Origin of the sequence: Streptomyces sp. H39-S7 (genome assembly GCF_027158205.1) — a bacterium.
In the GTDB taxonomy this organism is placed as follows: domain Bacteria; phylum Actinomycetota; class Actinomycetes; order Streptomycetales; family Streptomycetaceae; genus Actinacidiphila.
Map to the genome: position 1 here is coordinate 1 of NZ_JAPVLU010000006.1, position 23,251 is coordinate 23,251.

Consider the following 23,251-nt stretch of genomic DNA (forward strand, 5'->3'; position numbering starts at 1 on the left):
CGCCGCGCAGCACCGGGTCCGCGACGGACGGCAGCAGGGCGGGATCCAGGGAGGCGTCGCAGTCGCAGAAGCAGACGATGTCGGCGGTCGCGGCGAGCAGTCCGGCGTGGCAGGCGGCGCCGAAGCCGCGCAGCGGCTCGCGGACCACCGTCGCTCCGAGGGAGGCGGCGAGGTCGGCGGAGCCGTCGGCCGAACCGTTGTCGACGACGATCGCCCGCCAGCCGGGCGGAATGCGCTCCAGCACCCAGGGCAGGGCCCCGGCCTCGTCCAGGCACGGCAGTACGACGTCGACGGGCGGTGTAGGTGGATTGGTCACGCCCCTCACCCTACGAAGCAGAACCCGGCATTCCGGACTTTAGATCCTTACGAAACACGGACGGCCACCACTTGGGCGCAGCCCTCACCCCTGAGGAGCACCTCCGTTAAGACCTGGCCGCGCGATCTGCCATTGCCATCCGCTTCCTGGACTCGGGCGAGAAGAAGCAGGACATCCTGGAGGCGACCGAGCTAGCTGACAGGGCGGCGAATGCCCGGATCGCCGAACGTGGATACGGCTGAAAGAACATGAGGAGAACGCTGACCTCTCCCAGGAACGACTGGGGCCAACGGCTGCGGCACCGCAGCCCAGAACAGCACCTGACCCTCGCCCGGTCAGATGTCTGTGCGGGACAGCCGGCGCCCCATCATGTCTCAGGCGTCATTCTCTGGTGCCTCATGCTCAGATGGGCTCGAGCGTCCACGTTTCGCGGACGGAGAAGGATCCGACGAGTCCCCTGCCCCTTTTTTTCGCGCGCGCGGCTGGGGGTGCGGGGTGCGTTGGCGCCACATGGAGGTGATCAAGCAGAGGGCTGAGGCGGCGAAGAGTGCGGCGGTGATGAGCAGCCAGCGGCCGAGGAACACGTCGGAGGGCAGGCTCGTGGCCGCGTGGTAGCCGGGAACCTTGTTGAGGATCAGGGGGTACCAGGTGATCAGCAGGAGCAGGGCGACGAAGGTTGGCACGCGCAGGTAGTTGATCCACTGCTTGGGGGTGCGATGGTGTTTCCCAGAACCGGGGCGGGAGCCGAGAAGGGCTTGGGTTGCGCGGTCGGTGAGGCTGTAGAGCGGGAGCAGCACCAGGTCGTGGATGAGTGCGGCGCCCACGAACCAGATCACGATGCGGAGCGTGTCGCCTTTGAGGAGCCGCATCCCGGCGTATGCGGTAAGGGCGAAGGAGCACAGGACGAGCAGCAGGTGCAGGGGTGAGGCGCCGTAGCGGGCGCGGACGCTTTTCACAGGGTGCTCTCGAAGGTGAGGCGGGTGACCCATTTGGTGTTGTGGACGCCGGGGTTGGCGGGGACGATGATGCGGGCGGGGTAGCCGTGGTCCGGGGTGAGGTCTGCGCCGTTGACGCGCAGGGCCAGCAGCGAGCGGGAGTCGCGGACCTGGTTGTCCCGTAGCACCGTTGACCGGAAGGCGCCGCCGCGCTGTACGGATTCCACCGCGACGCCCGGCGGGCTGGTGTGCAGGCCGACGAGTGCGGCCAGGTCGGCAAGCCGCACGCCGGACCAGTCCTGGTTGTCGGTGGACCATCCCTCCACGCATGCGATCGGCAGTGAGGCTCCGTGCTGCGGCAACGCCAGGACCTGGGCTCGGGTGAGGACGATCTGACGGTTGCCGGCGCGTACGGTCAGTCGCCAGTCCGGCCCGATGTCACGGGCCTGGATGCCGACGTCGGCCGCCGTCTTGTTGATCTGGAAGCCGCCTGGACCCGAGCCAGGGTTCGGCCCGCCATGCGGGGCGAGCAGTGCGACGCGGCGCAGGGGCCCGCCGATGCTCTGCCCGGCCGTGACGACGAGCAGGGTCGCGGATCCCAGGCCCACCATGCCCAGCGCGCCGCGTCGCGACATCGTCGGCGGGGCCGGCCGCGGTGAGACCAGACCTGTGTCGTCCGCGGGTTCGGGTTCGGTCCGCTCCAGCTCGGTGCGCAGCTCGGTGCGCATCCGGCGGCTGCGCAGGGCGCGGACCATGGTCGGAATGCGGAAGGCGATGTGGACGACGAACGCGCCGATGAAGACCCACGCCCCGTAGAAGTGCAGGGTGTAGAAGGAGCCGGGGAAGATGTAGTGCAGCTGGATGTTGAGAATGCCCGTGACGAACTCGAACAGCACGCCGCCGACCAGGAGCAATACCGACAGGCGCTCCAGCGCATGGCTGACCGAGCGCACCGGCGGCCAGGAGAACAGCTTCGGGACCACCGACCACAGCTTCGCCAGCAGGATCGGGATGAGTACCACCCCCAGCGTGACGTGCACGCCTTGCAGGAGGCGGTAGAGCCAGTAGGGATGGGTCGGCCAGGAGAACAGGTAGAAGCCCAGAATCCCCTTGTCCGGGGTCTGGTCGTTGACCGGCGACAGATCCGGGTTGTACGCGGCGTAGGACAGCAGCCCGGTCACGAACATCACCGTGATACCCACGAGCAGAATCAGCCCGAACACCGAGGTGAGCCACGGACCGCGCAACGGGCTGCGCCAGAACCCCGGCCGGGCAGGACCCGGCGGCGGACCCGCCGCCAACAACGCACGCAACCGGCTACGCTGCTCAGGCTTCGGCTCCGGGGCGTCCGCAACAGTAGGGGCGGGGGCTTCGCCATCCTGCCGACTGACAGGTTCGGATGAGGTGGGTTCAGCAGACGGACGATCAGGAGCACCGTCTCCGGAACTACTGGAGCCGCTCCCGGAACGCTGCGGATCCGGAGGAAGGTTCATGTCCTGCTCATCGTCCATCTCAAACCCTTCCCAATCACTCACAGTATCGAGATGACCGTATGTCGTAACTGCCGTCCGAGGGCGTCAGCGACTCCTTACGACATTCCGACATCACCCCGTCGACCTGTCACGAGGGCGCAAGGCCGGCTGATGGCTTCGATCGCCTCGTCCGTGGCGGCTGGCTCCCTCGACCGGTCACAGGCGGGCCGGGGTGAACCCCGGGAGATGGGTATCGACCGCCGTGGTGCGGGCTTCAGATTGTGGTGTGCGCGCTTTGGCCGGCGTGGCGAAGGAGGCGCGCGAGGCCGTGGCGGGTGGCTGCCAGGACGACGCGGTCCTCGGGGCGCAGGACGTAGCCCGGCGGCACTTCCCAGGCGAGTTCCGGCTCTCGCGGCGTAGGGTCGTTTTCCGGTGTGACGGACAGGTCGGGGCGGCGTTCCGCCGGTTCTGCCAGGTCGAGGGCCAGGACGCGCCAGGCGCCGGGCTGGAACGCTTCGGCGATGGTACGGCCCTCCAGTTCGAGCAGTCCTCGCACGTCGACAGCGGCGAAGAGCAGGACGTGCCGCTCGATCGGGATGGCGCCCAGGATTTGGCGGCCCATCATCGCTCCGGCGAAAGCCGGGGCGGCCAGGGTGGAGACGCTGCGGCTGCGGGTGGTGGCCTGGGGGTAGGAAGCCCGCAGGGTCCGGGAGACGACGGTGGCGAACTCGTCGTCGAACAGTCGCATCACCACCCGCAGTTCGGCCTTGCTCTCACGCGCGTAGAGGGCCGCTTCCAGGTTGGTGCTGTCGCTGCTGGTCAAGGCCAGCAGGGCACGGCTGCGGCCGATCTTCGCCGCCTCCAGTACGCCCTCCTGCGTCGCGTCCCCGATGATCACCGGCACTCGAAGGGAGCGGGCGAGCACGACACCACGAGCTTGCGGGTCCTGCTCGACGCACACCACATCGATGTCCAGGGCGTGCAGCCGGTCCAGCACCCGGCTGCCGACCTTGCCGAGACCCAGCAGCACGATGTGCCCTGACAGTCCGCGCGGCGGCAGCCGCAGCGCGGTCGCGGTACGGAACGCGCCCAACGCCTCTACGACGATCGCGAACAGCACCGGCAGCAGTGCCATCCCCGACAGACCGGACAGCAGTTGCAACACCTGCCGCCCGGTCGGCTCACCGAGCGCCGGATCGCCCAGGCTCAGCAGGTCGAGCATCGACAAGTACGCCGCCCGCAAAGGTGCCTCGCCGCTCACCTGCCACGTCAGGACTGCGAAGAGCCCCTGGAGAGCCGCCAGCCCAGCGACGGTCCACCGCAGCCGCTGTGAGAACAGCTCCCGCATCGGCAGCCCGCGCGGCAGCCGTCTGCGGGGCGCAGCGGGTCCGGGCCGGCGCGTGATCGCCTCCAGTACCACCCGGCTGCGCCCGCCGTCCGTGGCACTCACCGCCGCGTCGTCAGGCAACAGTTGCGGATCAGTGCCCGGGTCGTCACGGTCGATGTCGGTGACCGGGTCCGGCAGCAGGGCCAGGGTGCACAAGTGCGGGCGACTTTCCCCGCTGCCTACTCGGCGCTCGGCGGCGCGCAGCAGCAGGCCGTCGGCCTGAACGACTTTGCTGCTGCCGACGACCGCCGCGGCGACCAGGGCCGGTGCGGCGGTGTCGGCGTCGGACAGCACGGTGATGGACGCGTCGACGTCGGACCGTCTCGGCTGAGGGAACCGGGCCGCGGAGGCCCGCTCCAGCATCTCGCCGAGGTGCCGGCCGAGCTTGCGGTTGAACATGCGGATCACCAGGCGCACGTCCGGGTTGAGGCGCCGGGCCCGCAAAGCGGCCTGAATATTGGTCTGATCGTCCCCGTACGTCAGCGCCACTGCCACCGCCCGGTCCACACCTGCGGCGCGCAGCGTGGCCTCGTCCGGGTTGAGTGCCTCCAGGACGGTCACCGACACCCCGGGAAGCAGACCGAGTTCGGCGATCCGCGGACCGTGGTTACGCTCCAGGGACGGCACGAGGACGGTGACGTGCGTTCCGTAGACGCCGCTGAGCTCGTGGACGAGCCGGTACGCGAGCGCGTCGTCGCCGCACACCACCATGTGGCCGGAGGGGGAGGCAGGAGGGAGCTGGTTGGGGAGGTTCGGCACCCCCGTACAGTGCCGCAAGGTGGTGTCCTGCGGCCACCCCCGTCCGGGACGGATCATGCGCAGGGGTCCGACTGGATCTCCTCAGCCGGCCAGTCCAACAACCGGGCGCCGATCACGGCGGTCTGCAAGGCGTAGCGATGCATCGGCTCTGCGGGGTCGCAGCCGGTGAGTTGGCGGATACGGTCGAGTCGGTAGGTCAGGGCACGGACGCTCAAACTGAGGCGGCGCGCGGCCTCGGCCGAGACACAGCCCGCATCGAAGTACGCGGTCAGTGTCTCCAGGAGTGGCTCGGCTCCGCCACGTGCTTGCAGGAGCGGCCCCGGGGGGCTCTGTACGAGATCGGCCATTGCCTGCCGGTCACGGGTCAGGACCGGGAAGACCAGCAGGTCCGCCGCGAGAAGGAGAGCCTCGTCGAGATTCATGCGCTCCGCGAGATCGAGAGCGCCGAGGGCTTCCTCATACGAGCGGACCACCCCACCCGCACCCGAGTGGGCGCGGCCGATCGCCGCTCTGCCCCTGCCGACCGCCGTATACGCCTGTTGGGCGAAATGGGTCAGGACATCGGCTTGGTCGCCCGGGGCGACGCAGACCAGCCGGCCCTCCTTGGTGGTAAGCAGAATCCGGGGTGGTCGCCGAATCGTCTGATCAGGGCGCCCTCCACCCGGCGGGTGATGGGGTGCGTGTCGTCGTACGCGGCGGGACCCTCGGCAACCGCGACGGCGTGTGCCTGAGAGAGCAGCAGCCCGAAGTGTTTGGCCCGATCGGCGAGCCGGCCCAGGTCACTGCGTCCGTAGAGCAGGTCGTCGACGAACTCGCGGCGGGCCGCCTCCTCCTGCCGCACCGCGAGCCGCCGGGCCCGCTCATGCGGTCGGCCTTGATCCGCTTTGAGCTCCGCACCGTGCCGAGCCCCGAGGCCGGCAGTAGTTCGTCCAGCTGCTCCTCGGGGCTCGACCATGGTCTACTGCCCGACGGTGAGCACGGACATCAGCTCATATCAATGGGCTGCCCGCACGGTTTAGCGTTGTCCTTTCCGCGAGAACTACTGGCACCCCAACCCCGCCGCAATCGAACGGAGTCGCGGTGAGCGACGGAATGCCGACCGGGTCCGATGCTTGGGCAGCCATGGCGCAGAGGCGTTAACGAAGTATCAAGTGGCTCGTCACAGACCATAATTGAAGGGTGGGGCCAGGTGGGTCCCGGGGTGGTCGGGAGCGGGGAGGCAGCATCCGGTGAGCAGTGTGAACAAGGGGCTTCGAAAGATCGATGTAAGACTCAAGTGGGACCCCAGTCCCCTAGGGGAACCGCCCCGGCATCTCGACATCGTCGCTGCGACCTACTCCATGGACGACCTTCACGGGCGGCCGGTATACGTCGTTCACTACGACAGCAGATCACCGGACGGCACCATCAACATGACCCGGCACAGCCAGACCGGACAGGGTTTCGGCTTCGTCGAGGTCATGGTGCTGGAACTCGACCGGCTGGCGTCCTCCTACGGGCGTGTCGTGGTGGGGGTGGTCATCCATCAGGACCGCGGGCGTCGCACCTTCGGTACCATCGAGAACGCCGCCGTAGTGGTCGTTGAGGGGTACACGGAACTGCTGGCGGCCGACTTCACGCTGGTTGCGAGCTCCACCGCCACCACGGTCGCGGAGTTCAGCAGGTTGAGTTCCGGCGAGTGGGAGTTCCACGAGATGATCCGCGGATTCAACAGCGACCCGTTGGCCTTCACCCAGGAGATGGGCGATGTCGAGCAGTCCGGGCCGGATGGCGCTCCGGGGACGAGTTCGGCGGGGGCTGCCTGACCGTACGCGTGACCCCCGAGCGCCGACATCGCCTGGCTGACCCGGCGCGGCAGGCAGCACCGGGATCCCGCCGAGTTGCCAAGCGGCCCCTCACCTTGCTTCTCCGTCATCGGGCCAGGCGATGACCGGATGCCGGGCTGCCACCAGGCTGCGTCGGTGCTGCGCCCGGTCTTCAGGGACGTCAGCCGTTTCGGATGCCTCGACACGCTACAGGGGCTTCATCGCCTATGACTTGGCGGCGGATCGGCATCACCGTGTTCTCGTGCATCCTGTTCCTGGCCGCACCGGCTGTGCGCACGGGCCGAACACTGTCCGGCCTGCGATACCGGCGCGCCCCACGTGCCCGCACGACGGGGTTCTCCTCGCTCTCCATACTGTCTGCTCAGCGTGATCGCGCGTCGTCTGAGGCGCCCCTTTCCGGCACCCGGACAGCCAGGTTCTGCTCGTTCAGCAGCCGCAGTGCCCCCCACCGGAACCTGGCCCTCCACGAGCCCAACTTTCCACAGACCCCTACAAAGTCGAATCAAGGCCGCTCAGCTCAGCAGATCACAAACAGACGCTGCCTTGGCGATCCCCCTGACACCGCGCTCCTCTACCGCGTGCTGCTGCCCTTGTGTCTACTACTCGTGAGCTGGCCCATGAACGCGACGATGAAGCCGGCCACAAGCATCACCGCACCGGTGAGGGTGCCCCACGCCCGGGTTTCGGGATCGCGGCTCAGCATGCCGAAGACAAGCTGCCAGCACAGGGCGAAGGCCACTATCAGCTGGCCCCAGCCGTAGAGACGAGGGTTGCGGACGTGACGCCGATTCCTGGGCAGCACCCAGCCACGGGTGACCGCCGCGAGGCCGACGGCGGCGATGATCGACGCTATGAGGAGAAGGGGCAGAGCAAGGTAGGGGTTCATGATCTCTCTCCCGCGCGCCGGACCCACGCCGGACGCCAGCGAGATCATGACACGGCTGTCACGCGCCTCCAGACGCTGCCCACGCGCCGATCGGCGAAGGGCGTCAGATGGGATCGCCGCTGTAGGACAGTCCTGTTCGGTCCAGGCCGAGTTCGTGGAGCGCGGCGCGCAGGGACGGATCGGCGCGGTGGACGATGAGGGTAGTGCGGTGGGCGCGGGCGGCGGCCACCAGGGGGAAGAACACCGAGGCTGACGCCGTGCCCAAGCGGGGGACCTGCGCGAAGTCGAGGTGTGCCTCGGTGGGTGAAGCCTGCAGGAGCGCCGCCAGCAGTTGTCCGATCGGTGCGGCGTTGGCATGGTTGATCTCTCCGTGCAGGCTCACGACGAGGCGTTCGCGGTCATTTCGGTGGATGTGGACGATACGGCGCAGGGCGCGGGCTGCGCGCCACGCTTTCCATCCTCGTTCCGGCATGCTGATCTCCTTGTGGCTGCGCCGGTCCGGGTGGCCCTGTCGGGTCACGGCAGGGCGCGAGCGGACCGGGTTCTACGGTGCAGGCGATGGTGGTGAGGGTCAGTGCCGCGTGCGTCATGGCTATGCCGATGCCGGTGCAGAGCAGGAGGGTGTCCGTGTGGGCGTGGACGAGGCGCGCCACGGTGGTGACCGCCGCGGCCCCGTAATACAGCAGCGCGCACACGCCGAGCATCCGGCGCCGAGTGCAGCACGGTGCCAGCCTGGGCAGCGGGGTGCCGGTGGTCAGCAGGACGCCGACCGGCAGCAGAACGGCGCTGCAGATCGCCAGGATCGTCCAGAGGACAGTGGCGTTCAATAGGGCCTGCCTGGGGTGGATGGTGCGGAGGGGCTGCGGGCTGGGGTACCTCGGTTGCCGGCGCTTGGCTGATCTTTCAGGCGAGGGCGAAGTAGCGGAGCCATATGTAGAGGCCGGAGACGGCGATGGTGACGGCGGCGACGGGGGCGCCGTAGCGGGTGAAGGTCCAGAAGCTGATCGGGGTGCGGTTGCGTTCCGCGATGCCCAGGACGACGACGTTGGCGGAGGCACCGATCGCGGTGGCATTGCCGCCCAGGTCGGCACCTACGGCCAGGGCCCACCACAGGACATGCCCGTGGGCGTCGCCCACGGTGTGGACAAGGTCAGCGGTGATGGGGGCCATCGTCGCGACATACGGGATGTTGTCCACGATGCCCGACAGCACGGCAGACGCGCCGAGCAGCAGCATGGTCGCGCCCAGGGCCTTGCCGCCGGTGGCGTCGGCCAGCGCGGACGAGACTTCCTTGATGACGCCGGTCTCGATCAGGGCCCCGACCATGATGAACAGACCGGCGAAGAAAGCCAGGGTGGGCCACTCCACATCGGCCAGGACGTCGTTGGTCTTGACGGGGCTGATGGCGACCAGCAAGCCGGCGCCGAGCAGCGCCACGACGCTGGGTTCGTAGTGCAGAACCGGATGCAGAACGAAAGCGGCCACGACCAGGCCGAGCACCGCCAGCCCCTGAACGAGCAGCCTGCGGTCGCGAATCGCCTCACGTTCGCTCAACGCCATCACCTCGGCCGCGAGCTTCTCGTCGTAGACGAACGCACGACGGAACATGAACCGGCACATGACCACCAGAACAGCGGTCAGGATCACGGCCAGCGGGGCGAGGTTGACGAGGAAGTCGTTGAAGTTCAGGCCGGCGCGGCTGGCGATGATGATGTTCGGCGGGTCGCCGACCAGGGTGGCGATGCCACCGATGTTGGAGGCTAGTACCTCGGCGATCAAGAACGGCGCGACCGGCAGGTTCAGGCGTTCGCACACCAGCAACGTGACGGGGGCAACCAGCAGCACAGTGGTGACGTTGTCCAGCAGCGCGGACGCCACCGCCGTGATCGCCACCAGCATCACCATCACCCGGAACGGCTTGGCGCGGGCGCGCTTGACCGCCCAGATCGCCAGGAACTCGAACAGTCCCGTGCGGCGCAGCACGCCCACGATCATCATCATGCCCAGCAGCAGGAAGATGACGTTCCAGTCGATGCCGGAATCGGTGGAGAAGAAGGCGGCGTCCGCGTCGGTGGCGCGCAGCGCGAGCATGAGGGCGGCGCCGCCCAGGGCGGCGGCCACCCGGTGGACCCATTCGGTGATGATCAGGACGTAGGCGCCGGCGAAGACCGCCAGTGCCGCCCAGGCGTGCCAGTTGCTCATGCGGTGGCCAGCAGGCGTTCCAGGAGCCGGGAGGCGGTGATGACGCCCAGTAGATGGTCGGTGCCGTGTCGGCGGTCGGCGGCGTGTTCGACCACGGCGATCAGCGGGCTGCGGGAGGTGGCCATCAGCGCCGCGACCTCCACCGCTGTGTCATCGGCGTCCGCGACGGGAGGGGCTGCGGCTTGTTTCGGCAGCACCTCCCCCACCGTGCGGCCGGTCAGTGCCTGGCACAGCCGGTCGGCGTGGGCCTCGTCGATCACCGCGGCCAGCGCCGGGTCCTCCAATACGTAGTTCGGCACCAGCAGGCGTACCAGTTGGGAGGCGGGCAGGATCGCGCCGGGCATGCCGTGCCCGTCCAGCACCAGGACGGCTGGCAGGCGCTCCTCGGCCAGTAGTCGGGCAGCGGTCAGCGCGTCGTCGCCGACTCCGACGCTCGGGTACGGCTCAGCCAGATCACGTGCGCGCACGTCGGGGCTCCTTGCTCTGGAGGTCGGTGTCGTCCTGCGGGCCGGTTTCCGGGTCTGCGGCCGGTTCGGGGACTGGTGGTTGCGGGTCGCGGCCTTCCACAGCCTCAGCGGTGTCGTCGTCCTCGTCGTCGGGGATACCGATCAGGTCGTCGACGTGGAAGAGGCGGGCGATGGGGACGTCGCTGCTGGAGTGCACGGCGATGGAGACCGCGATGCATACCGCGATCAGCGTGTACGCCTGTTCGCCCTGTGGGATGCCCGCCTGCAGCACCAGCAGCCCGTACACCACCGAGGCGAAGCCCTTGGGTCCGAACCAGGCCGCCACCCACCGCTCCCGGCGGTCGATCCGTGTGCCGAGCAGGGAGATCAGCAAAGACGCCGGGCGGATGAGCACGATCGCCAGCACCACCACCACGTAGCCGCTGACCGACAGGCCCCCGAACAGGGCCGGGGTCAGCAGTGCGCCGAAGACCAGCAGGGCGGCGAACTTGCTCAGTTCCGCCAGTGCCTCACCCAACGGTTCGAAGGCGTGGGCGGTCTGCGGGGCGGAGGAGGCCAGCACCGCACCGGCGGCGAACGCCGCCAGGTAGGGATTGGCGCCCGTCAGATGACAGGCCGCGTACAGGACGATGCCGACCGCGAGCGGCCCCAACGGCTGCAGGCGCGGTTCCGCGCCCAGCCCCGGCAGCCGCACCACGGCGGTCACCAGCAGCGGCACCACCACGCCCAGCGCCAGTCCGCCGGCCAGCTCCAGGCCCACCACCCCCAGCGAGCCGTTCCCCTCGGCGTGCAGCGGGCCCGCGGCCGTGATCAGGACCAGGACCACCGGCAGCGCCAGACCGTCATTGAGCCCCGACTCGACGTTCAGCAACTGCCGCAGCCGGGCCGGTACCTCCTTGCGGCCCACGATCGCCGAGGCGAACACCGGATCCGTCGGCGACAGCACCGCACCCACCAGCAACGACGTGGTCCAGTCCAACCCCACCAGATAGTGCGTCAGCACCGCCACACCCGCGAACGCCAACGGCATCCCGATGCCCAAAGCGCGAGCGGGGTTGCGCCACGCGGCACGCAGACTGGGAAAGGAGACGTGCATGCCGTCGGTGAACAACACCGTGAACAGCGCGAGGTCCGCAGTCGCGGTCACCAGGGGACTGTCCGGGGCGATGTGCACCAGACCCAGAGCACCGTCACCCACGGCGGCGCCGGCAAGCAGGAACAGCAAGGACGTGGAGAGAATGGAGCGGGCGGCCAGACCGGACACCAACACCGCTACGAGCAGGGCGACACCGAACACCGCGACAAGTACCACAGGAAGCTCCCTGGATCGGCAGAAGGATCGCCAAAGCGATCGCCGACCAGACTTCCCGGCACACCGTCACCGAACTTACACGACCCCTACGGTCCCTTGGCGCATCCCTGATGGTGTTCACGCCTGTCCGCGCCGAGGGGCCGCGGAATACACGGGCCCGTGGGCCTGAAAGGGGGTCGGGCTCGCGGCGCTGTCACACTGGGGAGGGCGAACCCAGGGCGCGCAGGGCACTTTGGTGGGTGAGCCACCCCACCAACTGGGTGTGGTGCGGGTCCAGGACCGGCAGGCCGGTGCCCGGAGTTGCCACCAGGACGTGCAGGGCAGTGGCCAGGGACATGTCGACCGTGACGGGGCCGGGGAGTTCGGCCAGTTCACCCGCGGTGGACGGGCCTTCGTATTCACCGCCCGTTCCTTCGGCCAGGGCTTCAGCGACGGTGCGAGCAGTGAGCGTGCCTAGGTAGTTGCCGTCGGAGTCCAGGACGGGCAATACGCCGTGGTCGGACAGGCTCAGCAGGCGGGCGGCGTCGGTGAGTGCGGTGATGGCCGGAAGCGGGGCGGGTAGCTCCTCCAGGACGGTGGCGACCGTCTGGCTGCCCAGGCGGGCGCCGGCGGCGGGCGCGGTGAGGTCGATGCCCCGGCGGCGGAGTTTGAGGGTGTAGATGGTGTCGCGGGACAGCAGACGGCTGGTGAGGGTGGCGGCGACGATGGCGAGCATCAGGGGCAGGATGATCGTGTACTGGCCGGTCAGTTCGAACAGGATGACCACCGCGGTGATCGGTGCGCGGGAGGCCCCGGCGAAGACCGCGCCCATGCCGACCAGGGCGTAGGCGCCGGCCGCGCCGGCGGTGCCGGGCAGCAGGCCGTGGGCGGCGCTGCCGTAGGCGGCGCCGAGCATCGCGCCAATGAACAGGCTGGGGGCGAAGACGCCGCCCGAGCCGCCGATGCCGATGGTCAGGCTGGTCGCGAGGATCTTGCCCGCGAGCAGGAGCAGCAGGAAACCGGCGGCGTACTGTCCCTGGGCCGCGTTCTGCAGGACGGGGTAGCCGACCCCGTACATCTCCGGGCAGGACCAGGAGCAGGACGCCCAGCAGGATGCCTCCGGCGGCGGGGCGCAGCCATTCGGGGCCGCGCCAGGCCCAGTCGCAGGCGTCCTCGATGAGGTAGAGGATGCGGGTGAAGCCGACGCCGACCGCGCCGGCGGCGATGCCGAGCAGCGCGAACAGCGGGTACTGGGCCACGTGGTCGATGTGGAAGGCGGGCAGCGTCAGGAACGCTGTGTCGCCGAACGCGGCACGCCCGATGACGCTGGCGGCGACACTGGCGATGACGACGGCGCCGAAGGATTCGACGGCGAAGTCGCCCAGGATCAGCTCCATGGCGAAGAACACCCCGGCCAGTGGGGCGTTGAAGGTGGCGGCGATGCCGCCGGCCGCGCCGCATGCGACCAGCAGCCGCATCCGGCCTTCGCCGACCTTGACGAAGCGGCCCAGGGTGGAGCCGAGGGCGGAGCCGATCTGTACGATCGGGCCCTCGCGGCCCACCGAGCCGCCGGAGCCGATACACAGCGCCGAGGCGAGGGCTTTCACGACGGAGACGTTGGGGTTGATGCGGCCGCCGCGCTGGGCGACGGCCAGCATCACCTCGGGCACGCCGTGGCCGCGCGCTTCCTTGGCGAAGCGGTCGACCAGCGGCCCGTAGAGCAAGCCGCCCACGATCGGGGCCAGCAGCACGAAGTACACGCCCAGCCACGGGACGTGCGGGTTGGCGGCATGGCCGGCGCCGGCGTAGTCGGCGTGTCCGGAGAACAGCCGGGTGAAGGTCTGGATCAGCCAGCGGAAGGCGATCGAACCGAGCCCGGCCCCCGCGCCGATCAGCAGCGCCAGGACCGTCAGACCCCACGGAGCCTCACGCAGCCCAGTCACCACCGACGGGCGCCCCGGCCGCAGGGGCACCGTGCCGATCGCCGATGGGGCGGGGTCCCGAATGCGGGAACTGCTCATGGTTCTGCCTCCTCAACACTACGTTTGCATTATGCAAAGATAGTCGAGGGGATGGCACCCCGGCACGTGGGGGGTAGAAAGGGGGGCATGAGCCAGAACGCGCAGCCCCTGCCGGGCACGGATGACGTCGATGCGGTGACCCGCGCGGTGCTGACCGCCTCACGTGTACTGGTGGCCGTCTCCGCGCGCTCACTGGCCGCCATGGAGGACGCGGTCACCTTGCCGCAGTTCCGACTCCTGGTGGTGCTCTCCACGCAGGGCGCCACCAAACTCGTGGTCCTCGCCGAGCAGTTGGGCGTCAACCCATCGACCGCGATGCGCATGATCGACCGCCTGATCGCCGCGGGACTCGCCTCCCGCCAGGTCAATCCCGGAAACCGGCGGGAGAACTTCCTGGAGCTCACTGCGGCCGGCCGCCGCATCGTCGACGAGGCCACCGCCCGGCGCCGCGACGAGATCGCCGCGATCGTCGCCCGCGTCACCCCCGACCAGCGACAGGCGCTCGTCGACGCCCTGACCGCCTTCGCCGAGGCGGGAGGCGAGCCCGCCGCCCCCACGGGAACGGACCTGTACCCGCTGGGCTGGCCAGAACCCGCCACCTCCTGATCCGCGTGGGACCCGCGGCAAAGCGTTTGTCCGCAAGCACTTGCTGGGCGAAGAGGACCTGCGGCTGGATGAGCTCCGCAACGCTTGCTACGTGAACCAGGTACTGGCCGACGCCACACCGGAACCGGTTGCGACGAGAGCCGCCGTCCAGGACGAGCGTCCGCCCTTCGATCCGGACGCGACCTGATCCGTCGCCGTGAAGGTCCACGACACCCGCAACGCTCTGAGAGTTGCGCAAGCTCTAAAGTGTTGGCCATGAAGCCATACGACGCTGTGGGGCGGGAGACGGCCGTGCTCGACGGCGGTCCCGGAAATGGGCTCCGGATACGGGTAATCGACCGGCCGTGGGTGCTGCAGGTGACTTTCCCCTGCGAGCTGGAAACTCCCTCATCCAACGGCCAGACGCAGGCTCACATACAGGCCATTTACGTCTACCGCCGCGACTCGCGCTCGACAACGGAGCCGGTGCGCTACCGCTTCGACGCGGCCAGTCCCTGACCCGCGGTCGCATTTCAACGGGGAGTGGCGGGCCTGTCCTCGTGCACCGGGCGAGCGGAGGTGGTGTCGCCGGGGGCAGTCTGGATGGTGAGCGGTGTTACCGACTCGCCCGGTGCGGGCGCAGAGGAGGCGGCCGCCGGTGCCCCATCGTCCTTCATGGCCTTGGCCTCGCTCTTGAGGATCCGCATCGACTTGCCCAGCGCGCGGGCGGTGTCCGGCAGTTTCTTCGAGCCGAACAGCACAAGCACCACGAGCGCCACGACCAGCAGGTGCCAGGGTTCCAGACCGTTGCGCAGCATCGACGCCCCACAGTTTCCTCGTCATCGGGATCGCAGACCCGGGAGGCCGCGTCCACAGATTAACTTGCTACATTGCGCAACTGTACAACCAACGGTCGGGCTGGGCCGTCTCCTGTCCGGAAGCCGCACGCATGAGGGGCAGACAGGGCAGGCAGCCAAGGCGGGCCGGGACGAGAACGACCTTGCAGCCCCCGGCGAATCGCCGCCGCGATAGTGGTTGCGATCCTGGTAATGCTCGTCGCGGGCGCGGGATGGGCCTACGTCCACCTCAACGGAAACATCAACACCTTCGATGCGGACGGCGTCTCCCACGAGAGCCGGACCAAAGCCTCCACCGCCGGGCAGAAAGTCCTGGTCATCGGTTCCGACTCGCGATCGGGCGACAACAGCGGTCCTGGCGGTGGCAAGGGAGACGTCGGCCGCTCGGGCACCGCGTGCTTGCTGCACATCTACGCCGACAGCAAGCACGCCGTTTCCCGCGCGACACCCTTGTCGACGTCCCCGCCAGCAAGCTGCCCGACGGCAACTGGACCAAGCTCCAGAGCAACGTCAAGTTCAAATCGGCCTTCTCGGTCGGCAACACCGCTCAGGGCAACCCGGCCTGCCCCCTGGCGTGACCGACATGGCACAATCCGCCGACGACGACTCCTGCTCCAACCTGTCGTACGGATGAGCCGGCCCGCCGCAGCGGCTTGGGCCCTGCCGTCCTACAGCGGGTTGGCGACGCGCCGCTCGTAGAACGCCTTGGCAGCGATCAGCCCCGCCCCGTACAACGCGAGAACGGCGGCGACCAGCAGGTAGTAGAGGGATGGCAGAACGGCCATACCCAGCGCGGGACCGAGGGGTGAGAGCGGCAGCAGCACTCCGATGGCGGCCAGCAGGGTGGTTGCGAAACGGACCGACGTAGGGGCGCGGCCCTCGGCGGCCCGGCGTCCGGTACGCAGGACGAGCATCACCAGCGCCTGGGTGAGGAGGTTCTCGGTGAACCACCCGGCGTGGAAGGACGCTTGACCGCCGGGACGGCCCGCTCCGTGCACCGCGAGCACCAGCACTCCGAAGGTCACCAGGTCGGCTGTGGCGTTGAGGAGGCCGAAACCGGTGATGAAGCGCAGGAAGTCACGCGGCCACAAGACGGCAGGCCGCCGCAGCGCGGCAGGACCAGGGCGGTCGAAGGCGAAGGCTAGCTGTGCGGCGTCGAAGCACAGGTTCTGCGCCAGTACCTGCGCCGGAAGCATCGGGAGGAACGGCAGCAGCAGCCCGGCGACCAGTATCGAGATGACGTTGCCGAGGTTGGAGGACAGGGTGGTGCGCAGATAGGTCGCAATATTTCCGCTGCTGCGGCGTCCGGCGAGAATCGCGTCGTCGATGGCGGTGAGGTCCTTTGCGGCGAGCACTACATCGGCGCTCTCACGCACGACATCAACTGCGTCACGCGGGCAGATCCCCACATCGGCGGCCTGCAGCGCGGGCAGGTCGTTGACGCCGTCGCCCAGGAAGCCTGTGGTGTGGCCGCCGTCTCGCAATGCGCCGACGATGCGGGCCTTGTGCTCGGGCGTGCAACGCGCGAAGGCCGTGCTGCGGCCGGCCAGCTCTGCCAGGGCTGCGCCCGTCAGGCCATCGACCCGCTCCGCGGTGACGACCTCGCCGGGATCCAGGCCCAGGTCCTGGCAGACGCGGGCAGTGGTGCCCGGATGGTCGCCGGAGAGGACCTTCACGGCGATACCCCGGCGGGCCAGGACCGACAGCGCGTCGGCGGCAGTGGGCGTCAGGGCATCGCGCAGTCCGACAAAGCCGATGAAGGTCAGACCACGCTCGTCAGCAGGTGTGTACGGGCCCAGTAGCGCCGGACGATCGGCAAGGGCGATGGCCAGCAGCCGCAGGCCGCCCTCGGCCTGGATCGCGGCGAGACGACGCACACGCTCCAGGGCGGTGGCGTCCAAATCCACCTCGTGACCACCGGCCCGCAGCCGGGTACACCGCTCCAGCACGTCCCCGACCGCGCCCTTGACGACCAGAGTGTGCCCGCCCGGCAGGCCCTTTCGGCCCGGCCGGCGCACCACCGCGCACGAACTGCGGCGGATCGCGTCGAAGGGCCGGGCGGCAACGCCGTCGTAGGCCAGCAGTTCGTCGCCGCAATCTTCGGTTGCTTCCAGGATCGCTTCGTCCAGGGCGTCCGGGGCCGGCAGATCAGCGAGTTGCAGTGTCCACAGGCTGTTGACGGCGGCCCAGTGCACCTCGGGATCGCTGCGGCCCTCCGGGTCCACATGGCAGTCCAGGATTGGCCGGTCCTGGGTCAGGGTGCCGGTCTTGTCCGTACACAGGACATCGATCGCGCCCAGGTCGTGCAGCGCCGGCAGCCGCTTGACGATCACCTCGCTGTCCCGTGCGAGGACAGCCGCACCCCGGGCCAGTGCCGTGGTGACGAGGACGGGCAGCATCTCGGGGGTCAGACCCACCGCCACTGCCACCCCGAACGGCAGGGTTTCCAGCCCACGCCCGCGCACGGCCGCATCAGCCATCAGGACAAGCGGCGGGGTCACCAGCATGAATCGGATGAGAGTCCAGGAGATCCTGTTCACGGAGCGGTCGAATGTGGTCTCGCGCCGCCGCCGCGCGGGCTCTCGGTAGGTACTCGCCAGCTGGGTGGCCTCGCCGGTCGCGACGACGACCGCGGTGCCGCTGCCGGAAGCCACGCTGCTGCCTAGAAAGCACAGGTGCGGCTGATCGAACAGGGCCGTGTCAGGATCAGCGGGAGTATCGACGGGGTATTTGGCGACCGGCGCGGACTCTCCCGTGAGCGGCGCCTGCCGCACGGTCAGGCCGCAGGCGCGCAACAGCCGCACATCCGCAGGCACCAGGTCACCCGGCCCGATCCTGATCACATCACCTGGAACCAGTTGATCGACGGGAATCTCCCGGGCCAGTGACGCTCCGGCCGTGTCGGAACGCCGCTGGACGGTCGCGGTGGTGGCGACGAGCTCACGCAGCGCGGTTGTGGACCGGTCCGCCTGGTACTCCCCGCTGGAGCGCAGCGCACAGCTGACCGCGACCAGCACCGCGATCACGCAGGCCGTTGCCCAGGAGGTGACGGCGGCCGACACCAGGCCCAGGCAGAGCAGCACCGCGGTGAACGGATCCCTCAGGCTGCCTACGAAACGCAGCGGCCAGGAGGCGGGGCGCTGCGCGGCAAGCCTAGGCCGCGGCGAGCTGGTCGATCTGCTGGTATCCGGTGCGCAGCAGGAAGGTGTTGAGGCGGCCGTAGGACTTGGCGCCCAGGATGAAGAAGTGCGGCTCGGGGTTGCGCAGCGCCTCGATCCCGACGGACGGCTGGGCAAGACAGTCGCCGCCCGCGGAGCCGAGGAGGGCGGCGGAGAGGTTCATGGGGGCGCCGGTGGCGTAGCACTCGTGGACCTGCAACTGCCGGTAGAGGGAGGCGTCGCCGGTGTAGCCGGTCAGCGCCACGACGTGGTCGCAGACGACCTCGCGCGGGCCGCCCTCGGTGGCGAGATGGGCGCGGACCCGGTCACCGTCGGGGCTGAGGGCCTGGACGTGGGCGCCGGTGTGGACGGTGAGCCGGTCGTTGGCGCCGTCGGCGAGGGCCCGGGAGGTGTCCACGAGGTGCTGGCGGCCGGGCAGTGTGTCGTCCGGTACCGCGCCCCAGTCGGGCGCCGTACCGCGCACCGCCCACTGGACACGGGTGCTGGGCAGGGCGGCGAGGTCGCGGGCCGCGGTCTGGGCGGATTTTCCGGCGCCGACGAGCAGGACGGTGCCCGCCCAGCGGCCGGCGTCGCCGGTGTCCGGGAGGGTACGGGTGATGCGGTCGGCGAGGGCGCGTTCGCCGGGGGCGGGGATGCCGCCGGGGCCCAGGGTGTTGGGGTGGGAGTAGGTACCCGTGCAGTCCAGGACGAGATCCGCCTGGGCGGTGTCCTCGCCGTCGGGAGTGTCCAGGAGGAGGGTGAAGGGTGCGGCGGTGCGGGTGTCGGTGCCGATGTGCTCGTGTTTGAGCAGGCCGGTGCGGGCGATGCCGGCTACGCGGGTGCGTAGCCTGATCCGGCCTTGGACGGCGGGCAGTGCGGCGAGGGGGTCGAGCAGGCGGGTGGCCAGTTCGGCCCCTCTGGGGCAGTCGTCGCCGGTCGGGGCGTCCGGCAGGTGGGTCCGCATCCGGCCCGAGACGTTCAGGTCCCACGGGGTGAAGAGGCGGGCATGGCCCCAGGCCCGCACGTGGGCGGCGACGGTCTCCCCGGCTTCGTAGACGGTGAACGTCCATCCGGCGTCGGTGCAGGCGAGAGCGGCGTCGAGGCCGACGGGTCCGGCGCCGAGGATCGCGACGTGTCGCTGCATGGTCGACTTCCTTTCCGTACGGGTACGGGTCAGATGGCGCAGTGGACGGGGCGGGGCAGGGTGCCGTCGGTGAGGCGGGCGGCGAAGAACCGCTCGGTGACCAGCTGTTTGCCCGCCGCGAGCGAGGCTCCGGCGGGCAAGAGGTACAGGTCGGGGCTGGTGACGAGGTCGGCGCCGGCGGGGTGCCAGTGCAGTCCGTCGGCGGTGACGGTCAGTTCGGGGATGCTGGAGTCCTCGCCGATCTCCACTCCGGTCTCGGCGAATCCGCGGCGCAGTAGCGGGCGTACGGCGAAGCGGCCGCCGGGCAGGCCGAGTCCGGCCAGCAGTTCGGCGACCGCGGGGACCTCGTCTGTGTTTTCCGGGGTTTCGGTGAGGGCGACGCGCGGAGGCAGTCCCATGCCGATCAGGTGGCGGATGCCGTCGAGGGTGCGCTGCCAGGAGCCGGAACCGCGGTGGAGGTCGTGGGTGTGGGCGGTGGCGCCGTCCAGGGACGTCTGGACGGTGAGTTTGCGGCCGGCCAGATCCGCGAGGCCGGCGGCACGCGGGCCTCGCAGCAGCATGGCGTTGGTCATCACGACGGTGGGCAGTTCGGCGGAGGCGTAGTCGAGGAGGCCGACGATGTCCGGGTGGAGGAAGGGCTCGCCACCGGTGAGGTACAGCTCGGCGAACCCGGCCTGTACGGCCTCGTCGACGAGGGTGCGGAAGGTGTCGGTGGGCAGGGTGCGGGGAGCCGCCTTGGGGGAGGAGGCGACTGCGCAGTAGTCGCAGGCCAGGTTGCAGTGGAAGTTGGTGTAGATCCACAGCCGTGACGGGAAGTAGGGGGTCCCGAAAAGCGGGACCACTGGCCGGTCGCCCTGAAGGGCCTGGGGGCCGGTCTCTCCCCAGCCGTCGTCCGCCGAGCGGAAGCCGGAGGGCAGGGTGGAGCGGTAGAGGTGGTAGCGGCCCTGAGAACGCTCACGCGGCGGCAGGATCTCCAGGCAGGTGGTCCACCAGCCGGTCTCGATGGTCTCGGTAAAGATCTCGGGGAGTCCTGCGGCGCGCATCGAGGCGGCTTGCGCCCGCCAGTCGTACGTGAGCGGGATCAGTTCGGCGCTGACGTGCCCGTCGGAGAGGTCGAGAATCGCGTACCAGACCTCGCGGCGGCCGTCGTTGGCGGGTTTGCCGAGCACGCCGACGTTGACGGTGAGGGTGTCGCCGATGCGCCGCTGCCAGGGCAGGCCGCTGTGGGTGCACAGCACGACGTCGGCCCCGGACGCCTCGGTTCGCAGGCGGTGCTGCTCCTCGGGGAGCGACTCCCACCAGAAGTCGTTCAAGGCCAGGGTCGAGCCGTGGACCATGTGGACGTCGACGCCGTCGATGGTCTCCCGGTGTTCGGTGGGCAGGGTGCCCATCCAGGCGGCGAAGTCGCGGCCGGTGGTGGCGAGGGTGTGGTCGTAGATGAGTTGGGCGTACTCGTTGTCCTTGGCGTCGCGGTAGCCGCAGCCGCAGTCGGTGTCGCCCCGGGCGATGGCCACGTCGTAGTTCCCGGCGACGCACTCGACGGTGTTGTCGGTCAGGATCGGCCACAACGCGTTCACGTCGGCGCCGAATCCGCCGAGGTCGCCCAGGCACAACAGCCGCTCGGCGCCCCGGGCGCGGGCATCGTCGACGAACGCCTGGAGGGCGTACGGGTTCCCGTAGGGCCCTCCGCAGACTGCGATGCGCATGAGGCGGTCTCCAAAAGTATCGAGGCGAAAGGGGAAAGGGGAAAGGGAGCCTTTAGGTGCGTCCGGTTCGTGCCGCTCAGGGGCTTCTGTTCGGCAGGAGGCGGGGGCCTGCGGTGTAGCGGGCGTGGATAGCCTGGGGGTCGACGCCGACGAAGTAGAGCAGCTTGAGGTACTGCATGAAGGCGATCATGCGCCAGGTCCCGTGAGCGATCAGCCGGCGTGAGGAGGCTGTCGAGGTGGCGTGCAGCAGGCGCAGTTGGCCGCGGCGGTGCAGGCGCCGCGACATCTCCAGGTCCTCCATGATGGCCAGGTCGGGGAAGCCGCCGAGGGCGTCGAAGGCGGTGCGGCGGATGAACATGGCCTGGTCGCCGAAGATGTGGTGGAGGCGCCGCGCGCGGGCGTTGGATGTCCACGCGAGGTAGTTCAGGGCGGGTGTCCGGCGGTCGAAGCGGAGGGTGAGGCCGCCTGCGACCACGGCCGGGTCGGCGAGAGCGGCCCTGATCTGGCCCAGGGCTTCGGGCTCGATGGCGGTGTCGGCGTGGATGAACCATAGGATGTCGCCGGACGCGTGCCGGGCGCCCTCGTTCATCTGCTTGGCCCGGCCGCGCTCACTGCCGATCACGGTGGCGTGGCGAGCGGCGAGTTCGGCGGTGGCGTCGGTGGAGCCGCCGTCCACGACGATCAGCTCGCAGTCGGGGAAGTCCCGGCACAGGCGGCTCACCGCATCGTGGATCGTGGCCTCTTCGTTCAGCACTGGGACGATGATCGACACCGGCGTCATGGCCTCTCCTTGGGCTGGAGCAGGGCGGCGATCGGCGGGGGCAGCGCCGGATCCGTCAGGAGCGCGGCTGCGTCCTCGGGGGTGTCCAGGTCCCGCAGCGGAGGCTGCATTCCCATGCTCAGTCCTTCGGCGTCGGCGAGGGTGTGGGTCGCTGCGAGTACCCGGTCCGTGCTCCAGACATCCGGGGCGAGGGCGAAGAGCATGGTGTGGGGCGCTCGAAGACCGATCAGGTAGTAGCCACCGTCGAACGCCGGGCCCAGTGCCACGTCATGGTGTTCAAGAGCGGTGAACGCGGCGGTCAGAAGGTCGCCGGTGAGGGTCGGTGCATCGGTGCCGATGACCAACAGCGGGCCCGCGCCGTCGGCGAAGGCATCCGTGACGGCCGCGGTCAGGCGTTGTCCGAGGTCTTCACCGCGCTGGCTCAGCAACCGGACATCGGCGGGCACCGACGTGCTGATGGCGTCCCTGCCGTGGTCCGGGGCGTAGGCGAGGTAGGTCCGCGAGGCATGGGCGGTGGCCAGTTCCACGGTGTGGCGCATGAGTTCTGCCTGAAGTTCCGCGCAGCGCAGCGGGCTCAGCAAGGGATGCAGCCGGGTCTTGACCGTGCCCGGCAGGGGCGGTTTGGCCATGACCAGGATCGCGGGGGTGCCCCGGTGGCCGGCGGCGTTCACGCGTTGAACCGGTAGACGAATCCGGCCCCGCTCACGGCGTCCAGGGAGGGCAGCGCGTGCTCTGCCAGTGTCGCGAAGACCTCCTTGCTCGCCGCCATGCGGTCCAGCAGTGCCTGTACCGGTTCCGGTTCGGCGGCGACGCCGTTGGCGTAGTCGGTGACGAAACCGACCAGTGCCATGGGCAGTTCGGCTTCCCCGGCCAGGACGACCTCCGGTCCCGCGGTCTGGCTGACGGCACTGACCCCGGCCGCGGCCAGGGCGGCCACCTCCGGGCGCGAGTTGAACCGGGGCCCGTCGACGTGCCCGTACACACCCTGCGTCGCGACGGGCACCCCACTCTGCCCGGCGGCGGTGATCAGCGCTTGGCGCAGCGGTTCGCTGAAGGGCTTCTCGAAGATCCAGTGGCCGCGGCCCGCCTCGCCAGGGGTGTCGTACCAGGTGCAGGGGGTGCCATCGGGCAGCCGGTTGGAGGGAAAGTACAGGTCATCGAAGACCACCAGCGAGCCCGGCCGCAGATCCGGGTCAAGGGAACCGCAGACGGTGAAAGACACCACGGCGTCCGTCTCGCAGGCCAGCAGGGCCGCCAGGTTGGCCTTGTGGTCGACCTGGCTGGAGAGCCGATGGTGACCGGCGCCGTGCCGGGACAGCTGAACGATCTCCGCGTCCCCCAGGCGTCCCTCGGTGACGGTGACCTCGCCGTGGTCGGTGACGACGATCCGCTCCGCGGCCCGTTCCAGATGGGGCCAATCGTAGCTGCCCGAGCCGGTGATCACACCGATGCGCATGA

Annotated in this window: 19 protein-coding genes and 2 pseudogenes; 4 read left to right on the forward strand and 17 right to left on the reverse strand. The window is 69.5% G+C overall.

Features of this window, described 5'->3' with window-relative positions:
• The 5 genes and pseudogenes from O3X23_RS07375 to O3X23_RS07395 form a co-directional block, all read right to left on the reverse strand.
• Positions 1 to 325: glycosyltransferase family 2 protein (locus tag O3X23_RS07375; protein WP_269270384.1), on the reverse strand; the 325-nt coding region annotated here is incomplete at its 3' end.
• A 365-nt stretch (positions 326 to 690) separates the two neighbouring features.
• Positions 691 to 1,272: a hypothetical protein gene (locus O3X23_RS07380; RefSeq protein ID WP_331283885.1), complete on the reverse strand. Its 582-nt coding sequence runs from the start codon at positions 1,270 to 1,272 to the stop codon at positions 691 to 693.
• Entirely contained in the window at positions 1,269 to 2,555 is a 1,287-nt protein-coding gene (locus O3X23_RS07385) for a molybdopterin-dependent oxidoreductase (RefSeq protein ID WP_443047797.1), read from the reverse strand. The genes O3X23_RS07380 and O3X23_RS07385 overlap by 4 nt, the downstream gene beginning before the upstream one ends.
• A gap of 442 nt (positions 2,556 to 2,997) precedes the next feature.
• Positions 2,998 to 4,821 (reverse strand): NAD-binding protein, encoded by a 1,824-nt coding sequence (locus O3X23_RS07390; protein ID WP_269270559.1) that lies wholly within the window; start codon positions 4,819 to 4,821, stop codon positions 2,998 to 3,000.
• A 101-nt stretch (positions 4,822 to 4,922) separates the two neighbouring features.
• Positions 4,923 to 5,734, reverse strand: a pseudogene (locus O3X23_RS07395) (PucR family transcriptional regulator); the annotation flags it as partial.
• 364 nt (positions 5,735 to 6,098) lie between these two features.
• Here O3X23_RS07395 and O3X23_RS07400 point away from each other — a divergent pair.
• The gene (locus O3X23_RS07400) at positions 6,099 to 6,674 is read left to right on the forward strand and encodes a TerD family protein (protein WP_443047787.1); all 576 of its coding nucleotides are present in this window, start codon (positions 6,099 to 6,101) and stop codon (positions 6,672 to 6,674) included.
• A gap of 592 nt (positions 6,675 to 7,266) precedes the next feature.
• On the opposite strand, the gene O3X23_RS07405 is transcribed toward O3X23_RS07400, so the two are convergent.
• The 6 genes and pseudogenes from O3X23_RS07405 to O3X23_RS07430 all read right to left on the reverse strand — a co-directional run bounded on the left by O3X23_RS07405 (position 7,267) and on the right by O3X23_RS07430 (position 13,562).
• A complete protein-coding gene (locus O3X23_RS07405) occupies positions 7,267 to 7,581 on the reverse strand; it encodes a hypothetical protein (RefSeq protein ID WP_269270388.1) in 315 nt (104 codons plus the stop codon).
• A gap of 103 nt (positions 7,582 to 7,684) precedes the next feature.
• A complete protein-coding gene (locus O3X23_RS07410; RefSeq protein WP_269270389.1) occupies positions 7,685 to 8,053 on the reverse strand; it encodes an STAS domain-containing protein in 369 nt (122 codons plus the stop codon).
• A 431-nt stretch (positions 8,054 to 8,484) separates the two neighbouring features.
• Positions 8,485 to 9,783: an ArsB/NhaD family transporter gene (locus O3X23_RS07415; protein WP_269270390.1), complete on the reverse strand. Its 1,299-nt coding sequence runs from the start codon at positions 9,781 to 9,783 to the stop codon at positions 8,485 to 8,487.
• The gene (locus tag O3X23_RS07420; RefSeq protein WP_269270391.1) at positions 9,780 to 10,250 is read right to left on the reverse strand and encodes a CBS domain-containing protein; all 471 of its coding nucleotides are present in this window, start codon (positions 10,248 to 10,250) and stop codon (positions 9,780 to 9,782) included. The genes O3X23_RS07415 and O3X23_RS07420 overlap by 4 nt, the downstream gene beginning before the upstream one ends.
• The gene (locus O3X23_RS07425; protein WP_269270392.1) at positions 10,237 to 11,562 is read right to left on the reverse strand and encodes a cation:proton antiporter; all 1,326 of its coding nucleotides are present in this window, start codon (positions 11,560 to 11,562) and stop codon (positions 10,237 to 10,239) included. The genes O3X23_RS07420 and O3X23_RS07425 overlap by 14 nt, the downstream gene beginning before the upstream one ends.
• A gap of 193 nt (positions 11,563 to 11,755) precedes the next feature.
• Positions 11,756 to 13,562 (reverse strand): annotated as a pseudogene (locus O3X23_RS07430) (chloride channel protein).
• A gap of 87 nt (positions 13,563 to 13,649) precedes the next feature.
• On the opposite strand from O3X23_RS07430, the gene O3X23_RS07435 reads away from it, so the two are divergent.
• Together O3X23_RS07435 and O3X23_RS07440 are read left to right on the forward strand one after the other, a co-directional pair.
• The gene (locus O3X23_RS07435; RefSeq protein ID WP_269270393.1) at positions 13,650 to 14,168 is read left to right on the forward strand and encodes a MarR family winged helix-turn-helix transcriptional regulator; all 519 of its coding nucleotides are present in this window, start codon (positions 13,650 to 13,652) and stop codon (positions 14,166 to 14,168) included.
• Positions 14,169 to 14,423: 255 nt separating this feature from the next.
• Positions 14,424 to 14,666 (forward strand): hypothetical protein, encoded by a 243-nt coding sequence (locus O3X23_RS07440; protein WP_269270394.1) that lies wholly within the window; start codon positions 14,424 to 14,426, stop codon positions 14,664 to 14,666.
• A 14-nt stretch (positions 14,667 to 14,680) separates the two neighbouring features.
• On the opposite strand, the gene tatA is transcribed toward O3X23_RS07440, so the two are convergent.
• On the reverse strand, positions 14,681 to 14,965 hold the full coding sequence (gene tatA, locus O3X23_RS07445; RefSeq protein ID WP_269270395.1) for a Sec-independent protein translocase subunit TatA: 285 nt from the start codon (positions 14,963 to 14,965) through the stop codon (positions 14,681 to 14,683).
• Positions 14,966 to 15,399: 434 nt separating this feature from the next.
• On the opposite strand from tatA, the gene O3X23_RS44110 reads away from it, so the two are divergent.
• Positions 15,400 to 15,582 (forward strand): hypothetical protein, encoded by a 183-nt coding sequence (locus O3X23_RS44110; protein ID WP_443047788.1) that lies wholly within the window; start codon positions 15,400 to 15,402, stop codon positions 15,580 to 15,582.
• Between the two features lie 90 nt (positions 15,583 to 15,672).
• On the opposite strand, the gene mgtA is transcribed toward O3X23_RS44110, so the two are convergent.
• From mgtA to O3X23_RS07475, 5 genes are all read right to left on the reverse strand, one after another.
• Positions 15,673 to 18,300 (reverse strand): magnesium-translocating P-type ATPase, encoded by a 2,628-nt coding sequence (gene mgtA, locus O3X23_RS07455; protein ID WP_269270396.1) that lies wholly within the window; start codon positions 18,298 to 18,300, stop codon positions 15,673 to 15,675.
• 1,035 nt (positions 18,301 to 19,335) lie between these two features.
• Complete coding sequence (locus tag O3X23_RS07460) at positions 19,336 to 21,012, reverse strand: radical SAM protein (RefSeq protein ID WP_269270397.1); 1,677 nt, start codon at positions 21,010 to 21,012, stop codon at positions 19,336 to 19,338.
• A gap of 76 nt (positions 21,013 to 21,088) precedes the next feature.
• Positions 21,089 to 21,793 carry a TIGR04283 family arsenosugar biosynthesis glycosyltransferase gene (locus tag O3X23_RS07465; RefSeq protein ID WP_269270398.1) on the reverse strand — a complete coding sequence of 235 codons (705 nt, stop codon included), beginning with the start codon at positions 21,791 to 21,793 and terminating at the stop codon, positions 21,089 to 21,091.
• Positions 21,790 to 22,464: a TIGR04282 family arsenosugar biosynthesis glycosyltransferase gene (locus tag O3X23_RS07470; RefSeq protein ID WP_269270399.1), complete on the reverse strand. Its 675-nt coding sequence runs from the start codon at positions 22,462 to 22,464 to the stop codon at positions 21,790 to 21,792. Before O3X23_RS07470 ends, O3X23_RS07465 begins: the two co-directional genes overlap by 4 nt.
• A complete protein-coding gene (locus tag O3X23_RS07475; protein WP_269270400.1) occupies positions 22,461 to 23,249 on the reverse strand; it encodes an MTAP family purine nucleoside phosphorylase in 789 nt (262 codons plus the stop codon). The genes O3X23_RS07470 and O3X23_RS07475 overlap by 4 nt, the downstream gene beginning before the upstream one ends.
• Positions 23,250 to 23,251 lie beyond the last annotated feature (2 nt).

Coding starts and splice junctions, on each gene's coding strand:
- O3X23_RS07390 (WP_269270559.1), bottom strand. CDS start 4,821: ATGGTGGTGTGCGGCGACGACGCGCTCGCGTACCGGCTCGTCCACGAG.
- O3X23_RS07405 (WP_269270388.1), bottom strand. CDS start 7,581: ATGAACCCCTACCTTGCTCTGCCCCTTCTCCTCATAGCGTCGATCATC.
- O3X23_RS07410 (WP_269270389.1), bottom strand. CDS start 8,053: ATGCCGGAACGAGGATGGAAAGCGTGGCGCGCAGCCCGCGCCCTGCGC.
- O3X23_RS07415 (WP_269270390.1), bottom strand. CDS start 9,783: ATGAGCAACTGGCACGCCTGGGCGGCACTGGCGGTCTTCGCCGGCGCC.
- O3X23_RS07435 (WP_269270393.1), top strand. CDS start 13,650: ATGAGCCAGAACGCGCAGCCCCTGCCGGGCACGGATGACGTCGATGCG.
- O3X23_RS07440 (WP_269270394.1), top strand. CDS start 14,424: ATGAAGCCATACGACGCTGTGGGGCGGGAGACGGCCGTGCTCGACGGC.
- tatA (WP_269270395.1), bottom strand. CDS start 14,965: ATGCTGCGCAACGGTCTGGAACCCTGGCACCTGCTGGTCGTGGCGCTC.
- O3X23_RS07460 (WP_269270397.1), bottom strand. CDS start 21,012: ATGCGCATCGCAGTCTGCGGAGGGCCCTACGGGAACCCGTACGCCCTC.
- O3X23_RS07465 (WP_269270398.1), bottom strand. CDS start 21,793: ATGACGCCGGTGTCGATCATCGTCCCAGTGCTGAACGAAGAGGCCACG.
- O3X23_RS07475 (WP_269270400.1), bottom strand. CDS start 23,249: ATGCGCATCGGTGTGATCACCGGCTCGGGCAGCTACGATTGGCCCCAT.